This window comes from Rhizorhabdus histidinilytica, assembly GCF_900167915.1.
Classification (GTDB): Bacteria; Pseudomonadota; Alphaproteobacteria; order Sphingomonadales; family Sphingomonadaceae; genus Rhizorhabdus; species Rhizorhabdus histidinilytica.
Genome location: NZ_FUYM01000005.1, coordinates 1 through 15,815 on the forward strand (window position 1 = coordinate 1; position 15,815 = coordinate 15,815).

The 15,815-nt window shown below is 68.7% G+C and carries 12 protein-coding genes; 6 read left to right on the forward strand and 6 right to left on the reverse strand.

The window, feature by feature from the left end; genetic code table 11:
* Positions 1-195 precede the first annotated feature (195 nt).
* On the reverse strand, positions 196-1,608 hold the full coding sequence (locus B5X82_RS11940) for an aldehyde dehydrogenase family protein (RefSeq protein ID WP_079648403.1): 1,413 nt from the start codon (positions 1,606-1,608) through the stop codon (positions 196-198).
* Positions 1,609-1,950: 342 nt separating this feature from the next.
* Between B5X82_RS11940 and B5X82_RS11945 the strand changes: the two genes are divergently transcribed.
* Positions 1,951-2,655, forward strand: a complete 705-nt coding sequence (locus B5X82_RS11945; protein WP_079648404.1) for a TetR/AcrR family transcriptional regulator — start codon at positions 1,951-1,953, stop codon at positions 2,653-2,655.
* A gap of 60 nt (positions 2,656-2,715) precedes the next feature.
* Here the strand turns inward: B5X82_RS11945 and B5X82_RS11950 are convergent, their stop codons facing one another.
* From B5X82_RS11950 to B5X82_RS11965, 4 genes are all read right to left on the reverse strand, one after another.
* On the reverse strand, positions 2,716-3,561 hold the full coding sequence (locus B5X82_RS11950; RefSeq protein WP_079648405.1) for an HpcH/HpaI aldolase/citrate lyase family protein: 846 nt from the start codon (positions 3,559-3,561) through the stop codon (positions 2,716-2,718).
* Positions 3,562-3,646: 85 nt separating this feature from the next.
* Positions 3,647-4,702: a 2-oxoacid:ferredoxin oxidoreductase subunit beta gene (locus B5X82_RS11955; RefSeq protein WP_029995368.1), complete on the reverse strand. Its 1,056-nt coding sequence runs from the start codon at positions 4,700-4,702 to the stop codon at positions 3,647-3,649.
* Positions 4,699-6,534 (reverse strand): 2-oxoacid:acceptor oxidoreductase subunit alpha, encoded by a 1,836-nt coding sequence (locus tag B5X82_RS11960; RefSeq protein ID WP_223811091.1) that lies wholly within the window; start codon positions 6,532-6,534, stop codon positions 4,699-4,701. Before B5X82_RS11960 ends, B5X82_RS11955 begins: the two co-directional genes overlap by 4 nt.
* Positions 6,531-8,321 carry an FAD-dependent oxidoreductase gene (locus tag B5X82_RS11965; RefSeq protein WP_209045759.1) on the reverse strand — a complete coding sequence of 597 codons (1,791 nt, stop codon included), beginning with the start codon at positions 8,319-8,321 and terminating at the stop codon, positions 6,531-6,533. Before B5X82_RS11965 ends, B5X82_RS11960 begins: the two co-directional genes overlap by 4 nt.
* A gap of 212 nt (positions 8,322-8,533) precedes the next feature.
* Between B5X82_RS11965 and B5X82_RS11970 the strand changes: the two genes are divergently transcribed.
* Both B5X82_RS11970 and B5X82_RS11975 read left to right on the forward strand, forming a co-directional pair.
* Positions 8,534-9,766: a DNA adenine methylase gene (locus B5X82_RS11970; protein WP_079648408.1), complete on the forward strand. Its 1,233-nt coding sequence runs from the start codon at positions 8,534-8,536 to the stop codon at positions 9,764-9,766.
* A gap of 71 nt (positions 9,767-9,837) precedes the next feature.
* Entirely contained in the window at positions 9,838-10,764 is a 927-nt protein-coding gene (locus B5X82_RS11975) for a LysR family transcriptional regulator (protein ID WP_079648409.1), read from the forward strand.
* 131 nt (positions 10,765-10,895) lie between these two features.
* Here B5X82_RS11975 and B5X82_RS11980 read toward each other — a convergent pair whose 3' ends face one another.
* Positions 10,896-11,309: an Ohr family peroxiredoxin gene (locus tag B5X82_RS11980; RefSeq protein WP_079648410.1), complete on the reverse strand. Its 414-nt coding sequence runs from the start codon at positions 11,307-11,309 to the stop codon at positions 10,896-10,898.
* Between the two features lie 305 nt (positions 11,310-11,614).
* Between B5X82_RS11980 and B5X82_RS11985 the strand changes: the two genes are divergently transcribed.
* The 3 genes from B5X82_RS11985 to B5X82_RS11995 are packed head-to-tail and all read left to right on the forward strand — an operon-like array spanning position 11,615 to position 15,810.
* Positions 11,615-13,078, forward strand: a complete 1,464-nt coding sequence (locus tag B5X82_RS11985; RefSeq protein WP_079648411.1) for an efflux transporter outer membrane subunit — start codon at positions 11,615-11,617, stop codon at positions 13,076-13,078.
* Between the two features lie 3 nt (positions 13,079-13,081).
* On the forward strand, positions 13,082-14,266 hold the full coding sequence (locus tag B5X82_RS11990) for an HlyD family secretion protein (protein WP_079648412.1): 1,185 nt from the start codon (positions 13,082-13,084) through the stop codon (positions 14,264-14,266).
* On the forward strand, positions 14,263-15,810 hold the full coding sequence (locus B5X82_RS11995; protein ID WP_079648413.1) for a DHA2 family efflux MFS transporter permease subunit: 1,548 nt from the start codon (positions 14,263-14,265) through the stop codon (positions 15,808-15,810). Before B5X82_RS11990 ends, B5X82_RS11995 begins: the two co-directional genes overlap by 4 nt.
* Positions 15,811-15,815 lie beyond the last annotated feature (5 nt).

Consider the following 15,815-nt stretch of genomic DNA (forward strand, 5'->3'; position numbering starts at 1 on the left):
GCATCAGCGCTGCGACGGCGACCGACGACTTGGTCCAACCAGGATATGGATGCTTCTTCATAAAACCCCCTTCTGTCTGCCTCGATCGTCTGCGGTGGGTGTTGACGTTCGTCCCTGCTCGTCTGACGGCGCCGCTGTTGGCGGTCTGCCGGTTGCGGGCGGGGTGGCGGCCCCGCCCGGAACCTCAATGTCCGATCACTGGTGGATGACCTGGACGGTGGTGAACTCGGCCAGGCCGAGGGTCCCGAATTCGATGCCGATGCCCGACTGCTTGACGCCGCCGAACGGCGCGTCGGGGCGGACCATCGCGTGGCTGTTGATCCAGGCGCTGCCGCATTCGAGCCGGCTGGCGATCGCGACCGCCTTGTCGGCGTCGCTCGACCAGACCGATCCGCCCAGGCCGTTCGGATTGTCGTTGGCGCGCGCGACCGCATCGTCGACATCGCTGTAGCGGATGATCGGCAGCGCCGGGCCGAACTGCTCCTCGTCGACGATCGCCATGCCCTCCTTGACGTCGGCGAGCAGCGTGACCGGGTAGAACAGACCGTCGCCCTCGATCGGCGCACCGCCGCACAGGACGCGCGCACCGCTGGCCCTGGCGGCCTCGACCAGCATCTTCACGCGCTCGAACTGCATCTTGTTCTGGACGGTGCCGAGCTGGCTGTCGGCGGCCATGCCGTCGCCGGTCTTCACCGCCGAGGCATAGGCGAGCAGCTTTTCGCACAGCTCGTCATAGATCGAGTCATGGACGTAGAGGCGCTTGATCGCGGCGCAGGTCTGGCCGTTGTTGATGAAGGCGCCCCAAAAGATCTTCTCAATCGTGGCGTCGTCGAGCGCGACGTCGGGCAGGACGATCGCGGCGTCGTTGCCACCCAGCTCGAGCGTCAGCCGCTTGAGCGAGTCCGCTGCGCTCGCCATCACATGCTTGCCGGTGCGGGTCGATCCGGTGAAGACGATCTTGTCGATGCCGGGGTGCGCGGACATCGCCCGGCCGATCTCGTCGGCCCCGGCGACTGCGTTGAGCACGCCCGGCGGCAGCGCCTCCTGCAGCAGCTCGACCATCCTGAGCGTCGCGATCGGCGTATAGGGCGACGGCTTGAGCACCACCGTGTTGCCGGCGCGCAGCGCGGGCATGATGTGCCAGATCGCGATCATCACCGGGAAGTTCCACGGGGTGATCGACCCGACCACGCCGATGGGCTTGCGATAGAGCGCGACCCGACCCTTGTCGTCGTCCTGGATATATTCGACCGGCAGGTCGAGCCCCGCGGTGAACCGGGTCCAGGCGGCAGCGCCGCCGACTTCCCACTGCGAGCCGAGGCCTCCCAGCGGCTTGCCCTGCTCGCGCGTGACCAGTTCGGCCAGTTCACCGATATTCGCCTCGATGATGTCGGCGAGCCGGTTGACCGCGGCCTTGCGCTCGGCATCGGGAGTCGCCGCCCAGCCGGGGAAGGCGCGCCGCGCCGCGTCGACCGCGCGATCGAGATCGGCGGGGGTGCCCGCCGGGCAGCGCGCGAAGACGCGGCCGTCAGCCGGATTGATCACGTCCAGGTGGCTGTCCGTGGGAACCGGTTTGCCGTCGATGATGAGAGGATAGGCCTGCGTCATTTCCACCGTCTTTTCCAAAGCTGAACCATCGCGCCCGGAATCGTCCGGACACACCTCTCCCGTGGCCGGAAACACGCCGAACGGCGCGCGACCCATTGGAGAATTCGAAAACTAACCCGTAAATCTTCGACTTAAACTTATGCTTCTACTCGCCCCAACGGGCGCAACGCGGTCTACCGGGTCCAGGAACACGCACATATCCGGCAGGGCTTCGCTATCCGATGCGATCGTTTCCCGCGCCGATCCCGCCTCATCCTCTCTTCTGATATAAAATCGAATTTCTTCGACTATCTGCAAAACGGGGGGGCTTGTCAACAGGGCGAAAAGCATGGAAACGGGGCCATGATCACAACCGCGAAAAGCAGGCCGCCGGCGCGCAAGGCGACTCAGGCCCGGGGCCGTGCCCGGCGGGTGGAGCTGCTGGAGGCGGCCCGGGCGATGCTCGGCACGCAGAACCTGCATCAGATCGGCATGATTGCGGTCGCCGAGACCGCCGGCATCCCGGCCTCCTCGGCTTATCATTTCTTCCCCGAGATCGGCGACCTGTGGAAGGAGCTGGCGCGCATCCTCGCTGCCGCGCAGGCCGAGCTCGACCAGCGCATCCCGCACAGCGAGGAATGGGAGACGGTGGTCGAGCGTTCGCTCGAATGCCATCAGCGCGCGTTCAATGCCGACCGCGCCGCGCGGCAGCTGATGCTCGGCCCGCACACTCCGCCCGAGATCAAGCACGCGGGCTGCAAGGAGAATTTCCGCTTCGGCACCGCGCTATGGCAGGCGATGCGGCGGCAGTTCCTGTTGCCCGGCCTCGCCGACTCGCGCGAGCTGTTCTTCAAGGCGCTGCTGATCGCCGACGTCTTCTTCTCGCTGTCGGTGGCCGAGCAGGACCGGGTAAGCGACGAGGCACTGGCCGAGGCGAAGCTGGCGACGATCGCCTATCTGCGCGCCTATCTGCCGACCCGCCTCGCCCGGATCGAGGAAGGCGGCGAGATTCCGCCGGTGCCCGCGACCGAAGCCTGGGGCGCGCTGAGCCCGGCCGAGCAGGGCTGATCCGCACCGCTCCCGCCATTCCCGCGAGAGCGGGAATATGGAAAAATGAAATCGGCGGGATCAGCCCGCGGCCACGCCCGCCCGCTCCAGCAGCGCCTGCGCCTGCTTCAGATGCGGGCGGTCGATCATCTTGCCGTCGAGCTTGAGAGCGCCCGCGCCGGGATTGGCCGCGAACGTCGCGATCACCGCGCGGGCATGGGCGATCTCCGCTTCGCTGGGGCTGAAGCCGGCGTTGATGATCGCCACCTGCGACGGATGGATCGCCATCATGCCGGTGAAGCCATCGCGCCGGCCGCGCGCCACATAGGCTTCCAGCCCTGCGGTGTCGGCGATGTTGGGATAGACCGTCTCGATCGCCGCGACCCCGGCCGCGTGCGCACCGAACAGGGTCAGCGCGCGGACCATCTCATAGGGCTGGGTATAGCTGCCGTCGGGATTCCGCGCGGTCGCCGCGCCGATCGCGGCGGGCAGGTCCTCGGCGCCCCAGGTAAGGCCGGCAAGACGGTCGGCGGCCTCGCCATAGCTGCCGAGCCCGAACACCGCCGACGGGGTCTCGCTGGCGATGGGCAGGATCGGCGGACAGTCGCGGCCGGCGATCTCGATCAATTGCCAGACCGAGGCGGCGCCCTGCGACTTGGGCAGGACCAGGCCGTCAGGCCGGGCGCCGATCACTGCCGCGAGATCGGCGCGGACATGCTCGGAATCGAGCGGATTGATCCGAACGAAGCTGCGGACCGGTCGCTCGCCGTTCAGCCATTCGACGATCGCCGCGCGCGCCGCCGGCTTGTTCTCCGGCGCGACCGAATCCTCGAGGTCGAGGATCAGCGCATCGGCACCGCTCGCGGCCGCCTTGGGAAAACGTTCGGGCCTGTCGCCCGGCACGAAGAGCAGGGATCGGATCGTCATGCGGTCGCCTTGCTACGCCCGGGCGCGCTTGGCAAGCGGCTTGGCAGGGCCATTCAAGGCGCCGGCTCCTCAGACGATCCCGGGCCTAGCGCAGCCCCGCGTTGATCTTGGCGAGCGCGGCCACCGGCGGCACCAGCTCCTCGTCCGACAGCGCGTTGAGCGGCTGCTTAACCGTGCCGAGCGCGTCGTGCAGTTCCTCCGCCTCCGGGTCGACATAGAGCAGGCCGGTGACGATCTCCCCCGCCGCATGGGCATGCTGGAGATAGGAGATCGCGCCGGCATGGTCGGTCGGATCGTAATCCTCGGCGACCTTGCGGAGCAGCAGCACCGATCCGTCATGCTGGGTCACCTCGGTCAGCGACCCGGGCTCGTAGCTGGCGGTCACCGCCATCCGCGCCATCAGCACGTCGAGCCGGTTCACCGCCTCGTTATGCTCGCGCACCCAGTCGAAGCTCTTGGTCGACCCCTTGTGGTTGTTGAACGCGATGCAGGGGCTGAGCACATCGATGAACGCCGCACCCTTGTGGGTCAGCGCCGCCTTGATCAGCGGGACGAGCTGGTCCTTGTCACCCGAGAAGCTGCGCGCGACGAAGGTCGCGCCAAGTTGGAGCGCGAGGCCGACCATGTCGATCCCGCTGTCCGAGTTGACGACGCCCTTCTTCGATTTGCTGCCCTTGTCGGCGGTCGCCGAGAACTGCCCCTTGGTGAGGCCGTAGACGCCGTTGTTCTCGACGATGTAGGTCATGTTGACCCCGCGCCGCATCGCGTGCGCGAACTGGCCGAGGCCGATCGAGGCGCTGTCGCCGTCACCCGACACGCCCAGATAGATCAGCGAGCGATTGGCGAGGTTGGCGCCGGTCAGCACCGAAGGCATGCGGCCGTGGACGGTGTTGAAGCCGTGGCTGGCACCGAGGAAATAGTCGGGCGTCTTCGACGAGCAGCCGATCCCCGACAGCTTGGCGAGCCGGTGCGGCTCGAGGTCGATCTCGAAACAGGCCTGGACGATCGCGGCACTGATCGAGTCGTGCCCGCAGCCGGCGCAGAGCGTCGACACCTTCCCCTCATAGTCGCGCCGGGTGAAGCCCAGCGCATTGTGCTTGAGCGACGGGTGGTGGAATTGCGGCTTGGCGATGTAGGTCATCTCACCATCTCCCCGGCGCGGGTCTTGGGCACGCCCATGCCCTTGGCCAGCTCGGTCTGGATGAAGCGCGCCGTGATCGGCGAGCCGTCATAGTTGAGCACTTTCACGAGCCGGGCCGGATCGACCCCGCCCTCGTTGATCAGCAGAGTGCGGAGCTGTGCGTCGCGGTTCTGCTCGACGACGAACACCAGGTCGTGCGCGGCGATGAACTCGAAGATCTCGCCCTCGAACGGGAAGGCGCGGATGCGCAGCGCGTCGACCGCGACCCCGTCCGCCTCCAGCCCCGCCAGCGCCTCGTCCATCGCCGGACTGGTCGACCCGTAATAGATCACGCCATAGCTGGTCTTGCGCGCCGCGCGCCGCACGATCGGCGGCGGGACGAGCGACTTGGCGGTCTCGAACTTGCGGAGCAGCCGTTCCATATTGTCGACATAGACCGCCCCCTCCTCGCTGTAGCGGGCATAGGGATCGCGCGAGGTGCCGCGGGTGAAGTAGCTGCCCTTCGATGGATGCGTCGCGGGGAGGGTGCGCCAGGGGATGCCGTCCCCGTCGACGTCCTTGTAGCGGCCGAAGTCGGCCCCGGCCTCCAGCATCTCGGCCGTCATGATCTTGCCGCGGTCGAGGACGCGCTCCTCGTCCCAGCGGAAGGGCTCGATCAGCCATTCGTTCATGCCCATGTCGAGGTCGAGCATGACGAAGATCATCGTCTGCAGCCGGTCCGCGAGGTCGAAGGCGAGCGCGCCGAACTCGAAGCACTCGTTCGGCCCCTCGGGCAGCAGCAGGACGTGCTTGGTGTCGCCATGGCTGGCATAGGCGGCCGACAATATGTCCGACTGCTGGGTGCGGGTCGGCATGCCGGTCGACGGGCCGCCGCGCTGCACGTCGAAGATCACGCCCGGAATCTCGGCGAAATAGCTGAGGCCGATGAACTCCTGCATCAGCGAGACGCCAGGTCCCGAAGTGCAGGTGAAGGCCCGCGCGCCGTTCCAGCCCGCGCCGGTGACCATGCCGATCGAGGCGATCTCATCCTCCGCCTGGACGATCGCATAGCGCGCCTCGCCCGTCTCCGGATCGTGGCGGAGTTTGCGGCAATAGGCGGTGAACGCCTCGGCCAGCGAGGTCGACGGGGTGATCGGATACCAGGCGCAGACGGTGGCGCCGCCATAGACGGCGCCGAGCCCCGCCGCCGTGTTGCCGTCGACGAAGATGCGGTCGCCCACCTTGTCGGTGCGGCGCAGCTTGAGGCCGAGCGGCTTGAGATGGTCGCGGGCATGATCGAAGCCGATCTGCAGCGCCTCGATATTGGCGGGGATCAGCGCCGGCTTGGCGGCATATTCCTCGGCGAGCAGCGCCTCCACCACCTCGCGCTCGATGCCGAGCAGAAAGGTGAGCGCGCCCAGATAGATGATGTTCTTGAGGATCTTGCGCTTCGACGGCTCGGCATAAGCGGCGTTGCACAGGGCTGTCAGCGGCAGACCGACGACGTTGACGTCGTCGCGGAACTTCGACGACGGCATCGGCTTGGTGCTGTCGTAGAAGAGATAGCCGCCGGGCTCGATCTCGGCCACGTCGCGGTCCCAGGTCTGCGGGTTCATCGCGACCATCAGGTCGACCCCGCCGCGCCGGCCGAGCCAGCCCTGTCCGCTGACCCGGATCTCATACCAGGTCGGCAGGCCCTGGATGTTCGACGGGAAGATGTTGCGCGCGCCGACCGGCACGCCCATCCGCAGGATCGCCTTGACGAACAGGCCGTTGGCGGAGGCCGATCCCGATCCGTTGACGTTGGCGAACTTGACGACGAAGTCGTTGACGGCAGTGATCGGGCGGGTCATCGCGCGCATCCTCCCGCATGGCTCATCTCGACCAGCGTCTTCTGCATGTCCCAGGCTCCGGTCGGGCAGCGTTCGGCACACAGGCCGCAGTGCAGGCAGACGTCCTCGTCCTTCACCAGCACCCGGCCGGTCGGCAGGGTCGAGGAGACGTAGAGCGCCTGGTCGAGGTTGGTCGCCGGCGCCTTGAGCCGCGGCCGCAGATCGGCCTCGTCGCCGTTGACGGTGAAGGTGATGCAGTCGGTCGGACAGATGTCGACGCAGGCGTCGCATTCGATGCACAGCGTCCGGCTGAACACGGTCTGCACGTCGCAGTTGAGGCAGCGCTGCGTCTCCGCCCAGCTACGCGGATCGTCGAAGCCCAGCTCGACCTCGGCCTTCACGTCGCCCAGTGCCTGCGCCAGCGGCAGCAGCGGCACCTTCTGCCGGTCCTCGGGCGAGACGTCGTTGTCGTAGCTCCACTCGTGGATGCCCATCTTCTGCGACGAGACCCGCACGCCGGGCGGCGGCCGCAGTCGCAGGTCGGCGCCCCGGCAATGATGGTCGATCGAGATCGCCGCCTCATGACCGTGCGCGACCGCCCAGATGATGTTCTTCGGCCCGAAGGCGGCGTCTCCCCCGAAGAACACCTTGGGATGGGTCGACTGGAAGGTCGTCTCGTCGACGACCGGCATGCCCCATTTGTCGAATTCGAGGCCGATGTCGCGCTCGATCCAGGGGAAGCTGTTCTCCTGCCCGATCGCGACCAGCACGTCGTCGCATTCGTGATGCTCGTCGGGTTCGCCAGTCGGTTCGAGCCGGCGACGGCCCTGCTCGTCGAACACCGGCGCGACCTTCTCGAAGGTGACGCCGGTCAGCCGGCCGTCCTCATGGGTGAAGGCTTTCGGAACCAGATAGTTGAGGATCGGGATACCTTCATGCTGGGCGTCCTCCTTCTCCCAGGGCGAGGCCTTCATCTCGTCATAGCCGGACCGGACGATGACCTTGACCTCCTCGCCGCCGAGGCGGCGCGAGGTGCGGCAGCAGTCCATCGCGGTGTTGCCGCCGCCCAGCACGATCACCCGCTTGCCGATCCGGTCGACATGGCCGAACGAGACATTGGCGAGCCATTCGATGCCGATATGGACGTTGGCGGCGGCCTCGGCCCGGCCGGGGATGTCGAGGTCGCGGCCACGCGGCGCGCCGGTACCGACGAAGATCGCGTCATAATCCCGGCGCAGCAGTGCCGCGAGGCTGTCGACCCGCCGATTGAGCCGCATCCTCGGGCCGAGCGCGGTGATGAAGCCCATCTCCTCGTCGATCACGCTTTCGGGCAGGCGGAAGCGCGGAATCTGGCTGCGGATCATGCCGCCCGCCTTCGCGTCGGCATCGTAGACGGTGACGTCGTAGCCGAGCGGAGCGAGATCGCGCGCCACCGTCATCGAGGCGGGCCCGGCGCCGATGCAGGCGACCTTCTTGCCGATCCGCTTCTTCGGCGGCTGGGGCATGCGCGCGGCGACGTCGCCCTTGTTGTCGGCGGCGACCCGCTTCAGCCGACAGATCGCCACCGGTTCCTCGTCGACGCGGCCTCGCCGGCATGCCGGCTCGCACGGGCGGTCGCAGGTCCGGCCGAGGATCCCCGGAAAGACGTTCGATTTCCAATTGACCATATAGGCGTCGGCATGACGCCCCTGCGCGATCAGGCGGATATATTCCGGGACGGGAGTATGGGCCGGGCAGGCCCATTGGCAATCGACGACCTTATGGAAATATTCCGGCGCCTCGGTGTTGGTGGGCTCCAACGGGCTCAACTCCTCTCCACGCGCTCCTGCGCGCCGGCGGAAAGGACGCTCCCCCTGTCTCGGGGAGTCGCCCTGTGGCCGCACAGGAGCAACGCCCGGTCTTAACGCGCGGGAACCGCGATCGCCAAGCCCGGATCATGAAAATTATGTGACTTCCGCCCTTTCGGGGTCATATGCGTCGATCATCGACAGGGGCGGAGCCGCGCTCTATCGCTGGTCGGGTGAGATACGACCGCCGGCACCATGCCGCCCGCAGCACCGACAGCTACGTCTTCCACCAGCTGATCCCCTATATCGGCAACAAGCGGAAGCTGCTGCCGCTGATCGGCCGGGCGATCGAGGCGAGCGGGATCGCGCCCGGCGACGGCTTCGTCGACCTGTTCGCGGGCAGCGGCGTGGTCGCCCGCTACGCCAAGGCGCGCGGCTTCCGGGTGATCGCCAATGACTGGGAACCCTATGCCGAGCAGATCAACCGCTGCCATGTCGGCTGCAACGCCGCGCCCGCCTATCGCGGCCTGTCCTATGCGGAGGCGATCGCACGGCTGAACGCGCTGCCGCCGGTCGAAGGCTGGGTGACCGGCCATCTCTGCCCCGACGACGACGAGCGCTACGAGATCGGCCGCGACCGACTGTTCTACATGCGCAAGAACGGAATGCGGATCGACGCGATCCGCGCCGAGATCGAGCGGCTGACCGTCGAGGAGGGGCTCGACGCGGCGCAGACCGCCTGCCTGCTCGCACCGCTGCTCTACCAATGCTGCTACACCAGCAACACGTCGGGCGTTTTCAAGGGCTTCCACGCCGGCTGGGGCGGCAGCAACGGCACCGCGCTCTACCGGATCGGCGCCGACCTGGCGCTCGAACCCGCGATCTTCCACGACAACGGCCAGCCGAACGAGGTCACCCGGCTCGACGCGCAGAGCTTCGGCCGCGAGCATGGACGGAGCTACGACTTCGTCTATGTCGATCCGCCCTACAACCAGCATCCCTATGGATCGAACTATCACGTCCTCAACAGCGTCGCGCTGTGGGACAAGCCGGCGCTCAGCCCGAAGATCAGCGGCCGGGGCGACAAGTCGGCGATCCGGCTCGACTGGCGGACCGAGCGGCGCAGCCCCTACAACAGTGCGCGCCACGCGGCGCAGGCATTCCGCGAGCTGATCGACGGGCTGCCCGCGCGCTGGATCGCGATCAGCTACAGCACCGACGGCAACATCCCGCTGATCGAGATGGCGCGCGCCTGCTGCGAGCGGGGGGCGGTCATCCCCTTCATCCAGCCCTACAAGCGCTATCGGGTCAGCACTCAGCGCTTCTCGCCCAAGCCGCTCAACGCCGAGTTCGTGTTGCTGATCGACACCGCCGCGCGCTCCGGCCGCCCGGCCGAGGCGATCTGCGACGCGATCCTCGCCGAGGAACGCCGCGCGCTCGGCGAGCATCGCGAGGGCGGTGCCTGAACCATATGGGAAGGGCACGCATGTACGCGATAGGCCCCCGATGCTAGGATGAATCCCAAGGGGGAACGGACATGCCGCACCTGCCGGATTTCGAAGCCTGGGCGATCTTCGCCAAGGTTGCCGAGAAGGGCTCGTTCAGCCAAGCGGCCGAGGATCTCGGCCTCGCCAAGACGACCGTGTCGAAGGCGATCAGCCGGCTCGAGGAGCGGATGCGGACCACCCTGCTCCACCGCACCACGCGCAAGCTGTCGCTGACCGAGAGCGGCCGGCTGTCGCTCGACCGCGCGCTCCGGATCATGGCCGACGGCGTCGCGATCGAGGCCGACATCCTCGAGGAGGCGGCGATCCCGCGCGGGCTGATCCGGGTCGCCTGCTCGACCGGCTTCGGCGAGACCGCGCTCGCCCCGATGCTCCCCGCCTTCATGGCGGCCTATCCCGACATCCGGCTCGACATCACCTTCAGCGAGCAGCGCGTCGACATCGTCGCCGAGGGCTATGACCTCGCCATCCAGATCGGCGACAATGCCGAGGACAGCTCGCTCAGGATCAGCCGGCTGCTGACACTGCGCCGCCGGGTGACCGCCGCACCGTCGCTGATCGAGCGCCACGGCCGGCCGCGCCACCCGTCCGACCTCGCCCATTATCCGATGCTGATCCCCTCGCATGTCCCCTGGGGGCGCGAGGTCGACTTCACCGGCCCCGACGGCGAGCATTTCCATGTGCCGGTGTCGGGGGCGCTGCACATGAACAGCACGCTCGGGCTGATGCACGCGCTGCTCGCCGGGGTCGGCGCCTCGGCGGTGCCCGAATATTTCACCTGGGAAGCCACCCGCGACGGCCTGCTGGTCGACCTGTTCCCCGACTGGACGATACCCTCCTCGCCGATCTGCATCGTCACCCCGCCCGGCCGCGCCCGCCCGGCGCGGGTGCGCGTGCTGCTCGAATTCCTGCGCGAACAATTCTCCTCGCTTCCCTGGGCCGAGGGCATCGAGCGGTAGCGCTCTCCCGAGGGTCGAGGTCCTGGAGCGTCGCGCCTTGAATATGGCCCGCTCACCCTGAGCCACTGAGCTTGGCGAAGTGGCTCCTCAGGGTGAGCGGATAAGGTGATCACGATTTAAGGGTCGGGGACTCACACGATCCGGACGTCCACCCGCGCGTCGCCGCGCATAGCCTTCGAATAGGGGCAGCGGGCGTGCGCCGCCGCGACGAGCCGCGCGGCGACGGCATCGTCCAGGCCGGCGAGATCGATCGACAGATCGACCGCCAGCGCCGCGTCCGCATCGTCGGACAGGGAAACCTCGGCGGTGACGTTGCCGTCGGGGGCGATGGCGACGCCCTCCGCGACGGCGGCGCGGCGCAGCGCGGAGAGGAAGCAGGCGGCATAAGCGGCCGCGAAGAGCTGTTCGGGATTGGTGCCGCAGCCGACCGGGTCGGCGGGATCGTCTAGCCGCACCCGAAGCCGCCCGTCGGCGCTTGCCGCGCCGCCCACCCTGCCGCCGATGGCGGTGGCACGGGCCCGGTAGAGGGAGGTCTGCGATCGCATCGATCGGCCACCTTCGAAAAGAGGGGGGTACGCCGCCCGGCCAGGGGGTTCAGGGGGGAATGCCGGGCGGCGCTTGGGGCCATCTAACGATCGGCCCGCGAAACGATTAGCCGGGCAATGGTCACTTCACTGGTGACGGAAAGACAATAATCCTTCCCTAAATCTCGGCCGGCGCGCGCTGGGACCGCCCCTGCAGCCGTAACGATTAGCATCTAATCGCCACCTCTATTGTGCACATTTGGTGGATAATCGCCGCCGATCCCCCCGCCTATCTCCCCAAGGTCCACCGATCCAGGGAAGATGCCATGCCCCGTCCGACCCCGCTCCGCCGCCCGGTGCTGATCGCCGGCCTCGTCGCGATCCTGCTGTCGGGCTGCGCCGCGGTGCCGCAGGTCCGGCCGCAGGTGCAGGCCACCTCCGCCGCTTCGGTCGGGCTCGGCGGCGGCGCGCCGCTGGCACCGGCCGGCGACTGGTGGCACGGCTTCGGCGATCCCCAGCTCGACCGGATCATGGCCGAGGCGCTCGCCGGCAACCCCTCGCTCGACGCGGCGATGGCGCGGCTGGCCCGGGCACAGGCCGGGATCGCCGCCAACAAGGCCGGGCTGCTGCCACAGGTCGGCGTCGACGCCTCGGCGATCCGCCAGCGGCTCAGCGAGAAGTACATCATCCCCCCGCCTTATGGCGGTTCCAACCGCTGGATCGGCGATGCCCAGGCGAAGCTCGATTGGTCGCTCGATCTCGCCGGCCGGCAAAAGGCGCTGGTAGCGCAGGCGGGCGCCTCGGCCGACGCCGCCGCGCTCGACCTCGAAGCGGCGCGCGTGACGCTGTCGGGTGCGGTCGCCCAGACCTATGTCGATCTCGCCCGCGCCACCGAGCAGGCGCGCATCGCCCGGCGCTTCGTCGCCTCGCGCGAGGAGCAGCTGAAGCTTGCCGGCACCCGCAAGCGCACCGATCTGGGTAGCGACTTCGACCTGCGCGCCGCCGAGACGCTGCTCGCCGAGGCGCGCCAGGCCGAAATCCGCGCCGAGGGCGCCCGCCAGCTGATGGTCCACGCGCTCGCCGCGCTCGCCGGCCGCGGCGCCGACTATCATGCCACGATCGCCGACCCGACGATCCGGCTCGACGCCGCGCTGCCGGTGCCGGACGCGCTGCCCGCCGACCTGCTCGGCCGCCGCCCCGACATCCTCGCCGCCCGTGCGCGGATCGAGGTGGCCGAGGCGGGCCGCAAGGTCGCCCGCGCCGATTTCTACCCCGACATCGACCTGAAGGGCTTCATCGGCCTGCAGGCGATCGGCCTCGGCGCGCTGTTCACCGGCGGCGCCGCGACCTATGGCGCCGGCCCGGCGCTGCACCTGCCGATCTTCGAAGGCGGCCGGCTGAAGGCCAATTACAAGGGCGCGGTCGCGGGGATCGACGAAGCGGTCGCCAGCTATAACGGCGCCGTCATCGGCGCGGTCCGCGAGACCGCCGACGCGCTCTCCGCGATCGCCACCAACGCGGCCGACGCCGCCGAACAGCACAAGGTCGTCGCCGGCCTGACCGAGACGGTCCGGCTCGACGAGGTGCGGCTGCGCACCGGGCTCGGCGCGCGGCTCGATGTGCTTGACGCCGGCGACCGGCTGCTCGCCGCCAACCAGCGCGAGGTCGACCTCGCCGCCGACGGCGCCGCCGCCCGCATCCGTCTGCTCGTCGCGCTCGGCGGCAGCTTCGATCCGCACACCCGCCAGAATCTCGCATCGGCCGCCGGCGCCGACACCGCAGGGAGATAAGCCATGAACGCCCACACCCAGATCCAGAAGGACGAAACCGTCGAGCGGCAGCAGGCGCTCCGCACCCGCAAGCGCGGCTTCCTGATGCTCGGCGCGGCGGTGCTGATCGCCGGGGCGGCCTATGGCGGCTACGAGCTGCTCGGGCCGAGCAGCGAGACGACCGACGACGCCTATGTCGCGGGCGACGTGGTGGCGATCACCGCGCGCGAGCCCGGCACGGTGCTGGCGATCAACGCCGACAACACCGAAAGCGTGAAGCAGGGCCAGACGCTGATCGAGTTCGACCCCGCCACCGCCGACGCACAGATGGCCTCGGCCGAGGCGAACCTCGCCCGCGCGGTGCGCTCGGTCCGCTCCGACTTCTCGAAGGTCGACGAGACCGGTGCCGAGATCCTCCAGGCCGAAGCCGAACTGGCCCGCGCCCGCAACGACCTGGCGCGCCGCCGTGCCGCCGCGGCCGAGGGCGCGGTTTCGGGCGAGGAGGTGGCGCACGCGGCCGACAGCGTCCGCACCGCCGCCGCCGCGCTAACCCTCGCCCGCAGCCGGCAGGCGCAGGCGCGCTCGACGGTCGAGGGCACCCGGGTCGAGACCAACCCCGACGTGCTCGCCGCCGTCGCCGCCGTCCGCCGTGCCGCGATCGTCCAGAGGCACATGCACCTGGTTGCGCCGCTCGACGGCGTCGTCGCGCAGCGCACCGTCCAGCTCGGTCAGCAGGTCAATGCCGGAACGCCGCTGATGGCGGTGGTGCCGCTCGAACGGCTGTGGATCGACGCCAATTTCCGCGAGACCCAGCTCGCCGAACTGCGCGTCGGCCAGCCGGTCGAGGTAGAGACCGACATCTATGGCGGTTCGGTCACCTATCATGGCAAGGTGCTCGGCCTTGGCGCGGGCAGCGGCAGCGCCTTCGCGCTGCTCCCGCCCCAGAACGCCAGCGGCAACTGGATCAAGATCGTCCAGCGCGTGCCGGTGCGTATCGCGCTCGATCCGAAGGAGCTTCGCGCCAACCCGCTCCGGATCGGCGTGTCGGCCAAGGTGACGGTCGACACCAGCGATCATCGCGGCGTGCCGGTCGCCCGCGTCGCCGCCCCGCCGGTGCCGCGCCAGGCGAGCCAGGACGGCGGCCCGCGGGTCGAGGCGCGGATCGCGTCGATCATCGCCGCCAACAGCGGCCGGGCATCGGTCCGGTGAGCGCTCCCGCGGCGGCGGAGCCGGCGCCGCTGGGCGGCGTCGCGCTCGGCGCGGCGGCGGTGGCGCTCGCGCTCGGCACCTTCATGCAAGTGCTCGACACGACCATCGCCAACGTCTCGCTGACCACTATCGCCGGCAATCTCGGCGTCAGCTCGGACACCTCGACCTGGGTCATCACCGCCTTCGCGGTCGCCAACGGGGTGACCGTGCCACTGACCGGCTGGCTGATGCGTCGTTTCGGCGTGGTGCGCACCTTCGTCGTCTCGGTGATCCTGTTCACCATCGCCTCCTTGCTGTGCGGCATCGCCTGGAGCCTGCCCTCGCTGATCCTGTTCCGAATCCTGCAGGGCGCGGTGTCGGGGCCGATGATCCCGGGCAGCCAGGCGCTGCTCATCTCGATATTCCCGCCCGAGCGGCGGTCGACCGCGATCGGCATCTGGTCGATGACGACGCTGGTCGGCCCGGTCGCGGGGCCGATCCTGGGCGGCTACATCTCCGACAACTACCACTGGGGCTGGATCTTCCTGATCAACGTGCCGGTCGGCCTCGCCTCGGCCTTCGTCTCCTGGCGCTTCATGAAGAGCCGCGAGACGGCGACCGCGAAGCTGCCGATCGACACGGTCGGGCTCGGCCTGCTCGCCTTCTGGGTCGGCTGCCTCCAGGTGTTCCTCGACCTCGGCAAGAACGAGGACTGGTTCCACTCGCCCTTCATCACGACGATGGCGCTGCTCGCGGCGATCGGCTTCGTCGCCTGGCTGATCTGGGAGCTGACCGAGGAGCGGCCGGCAGTCGACCTGTCGCTGTTCGCCAACCGCAATTTCGCGCTCGGCACGGTAGCGCTGACGCTCGGCTATGCGGTGTTCTTCGGCAACACGCTGCTGCTGCCGCTCTGGCTCCAGCAGCAGCTCGGCTACACCGCGACCTGGGCGGGGCTCGTCTCGGCGCCGAGCGGCATCGTCTCGGTGATCGCGACGCCGTTCGTCGCCCGCCTGTCGGGCAAGGTCGACGCCCGCTGGCTGGCCAGCTTCGCCTTCGTCGCCTTCGCCGTCTCCTATCTGATGCGCAGCGGCTACACGACGCAGACCGACTATTGGCACTTCATGCTGCCGATGCTGGTGCAGGGGTTGGGGATGAGCACCTTCTTCGTATCGATGCTCAGCATCTCGCTCGACGGCGTGTCGGCCGATCGGACACCCTCTGCGACGGGCCTGTCCAACTTCGCCCGCATCACCGGCAGCAGCTTCGCCGCGTCGCTGGTGACGACGATGTGGGATCGGCGGGAGGCTTTGCACCAGAGCCGCCTCGCCGACGCCAGCTCGCCCTTCGACCCCGTGTTCCGCCATGCCGCCGACGCGCTCGGCCAGCTCGGGCTGACCGCGCAGCAGGGCTATGGCGTGCTCACCCGCGAGATGGTCGGCCAGGCCTATCTGCTGTCGTCGAACGACATCTTCCGGGCGAGCGCCTGGGCGATGATGGCGATGATCGCGATCGTCTGGATCGTCCGGAAGCCCGCGCCGCTCACCGGCCCGGTGGCGGCCGACTGAACATC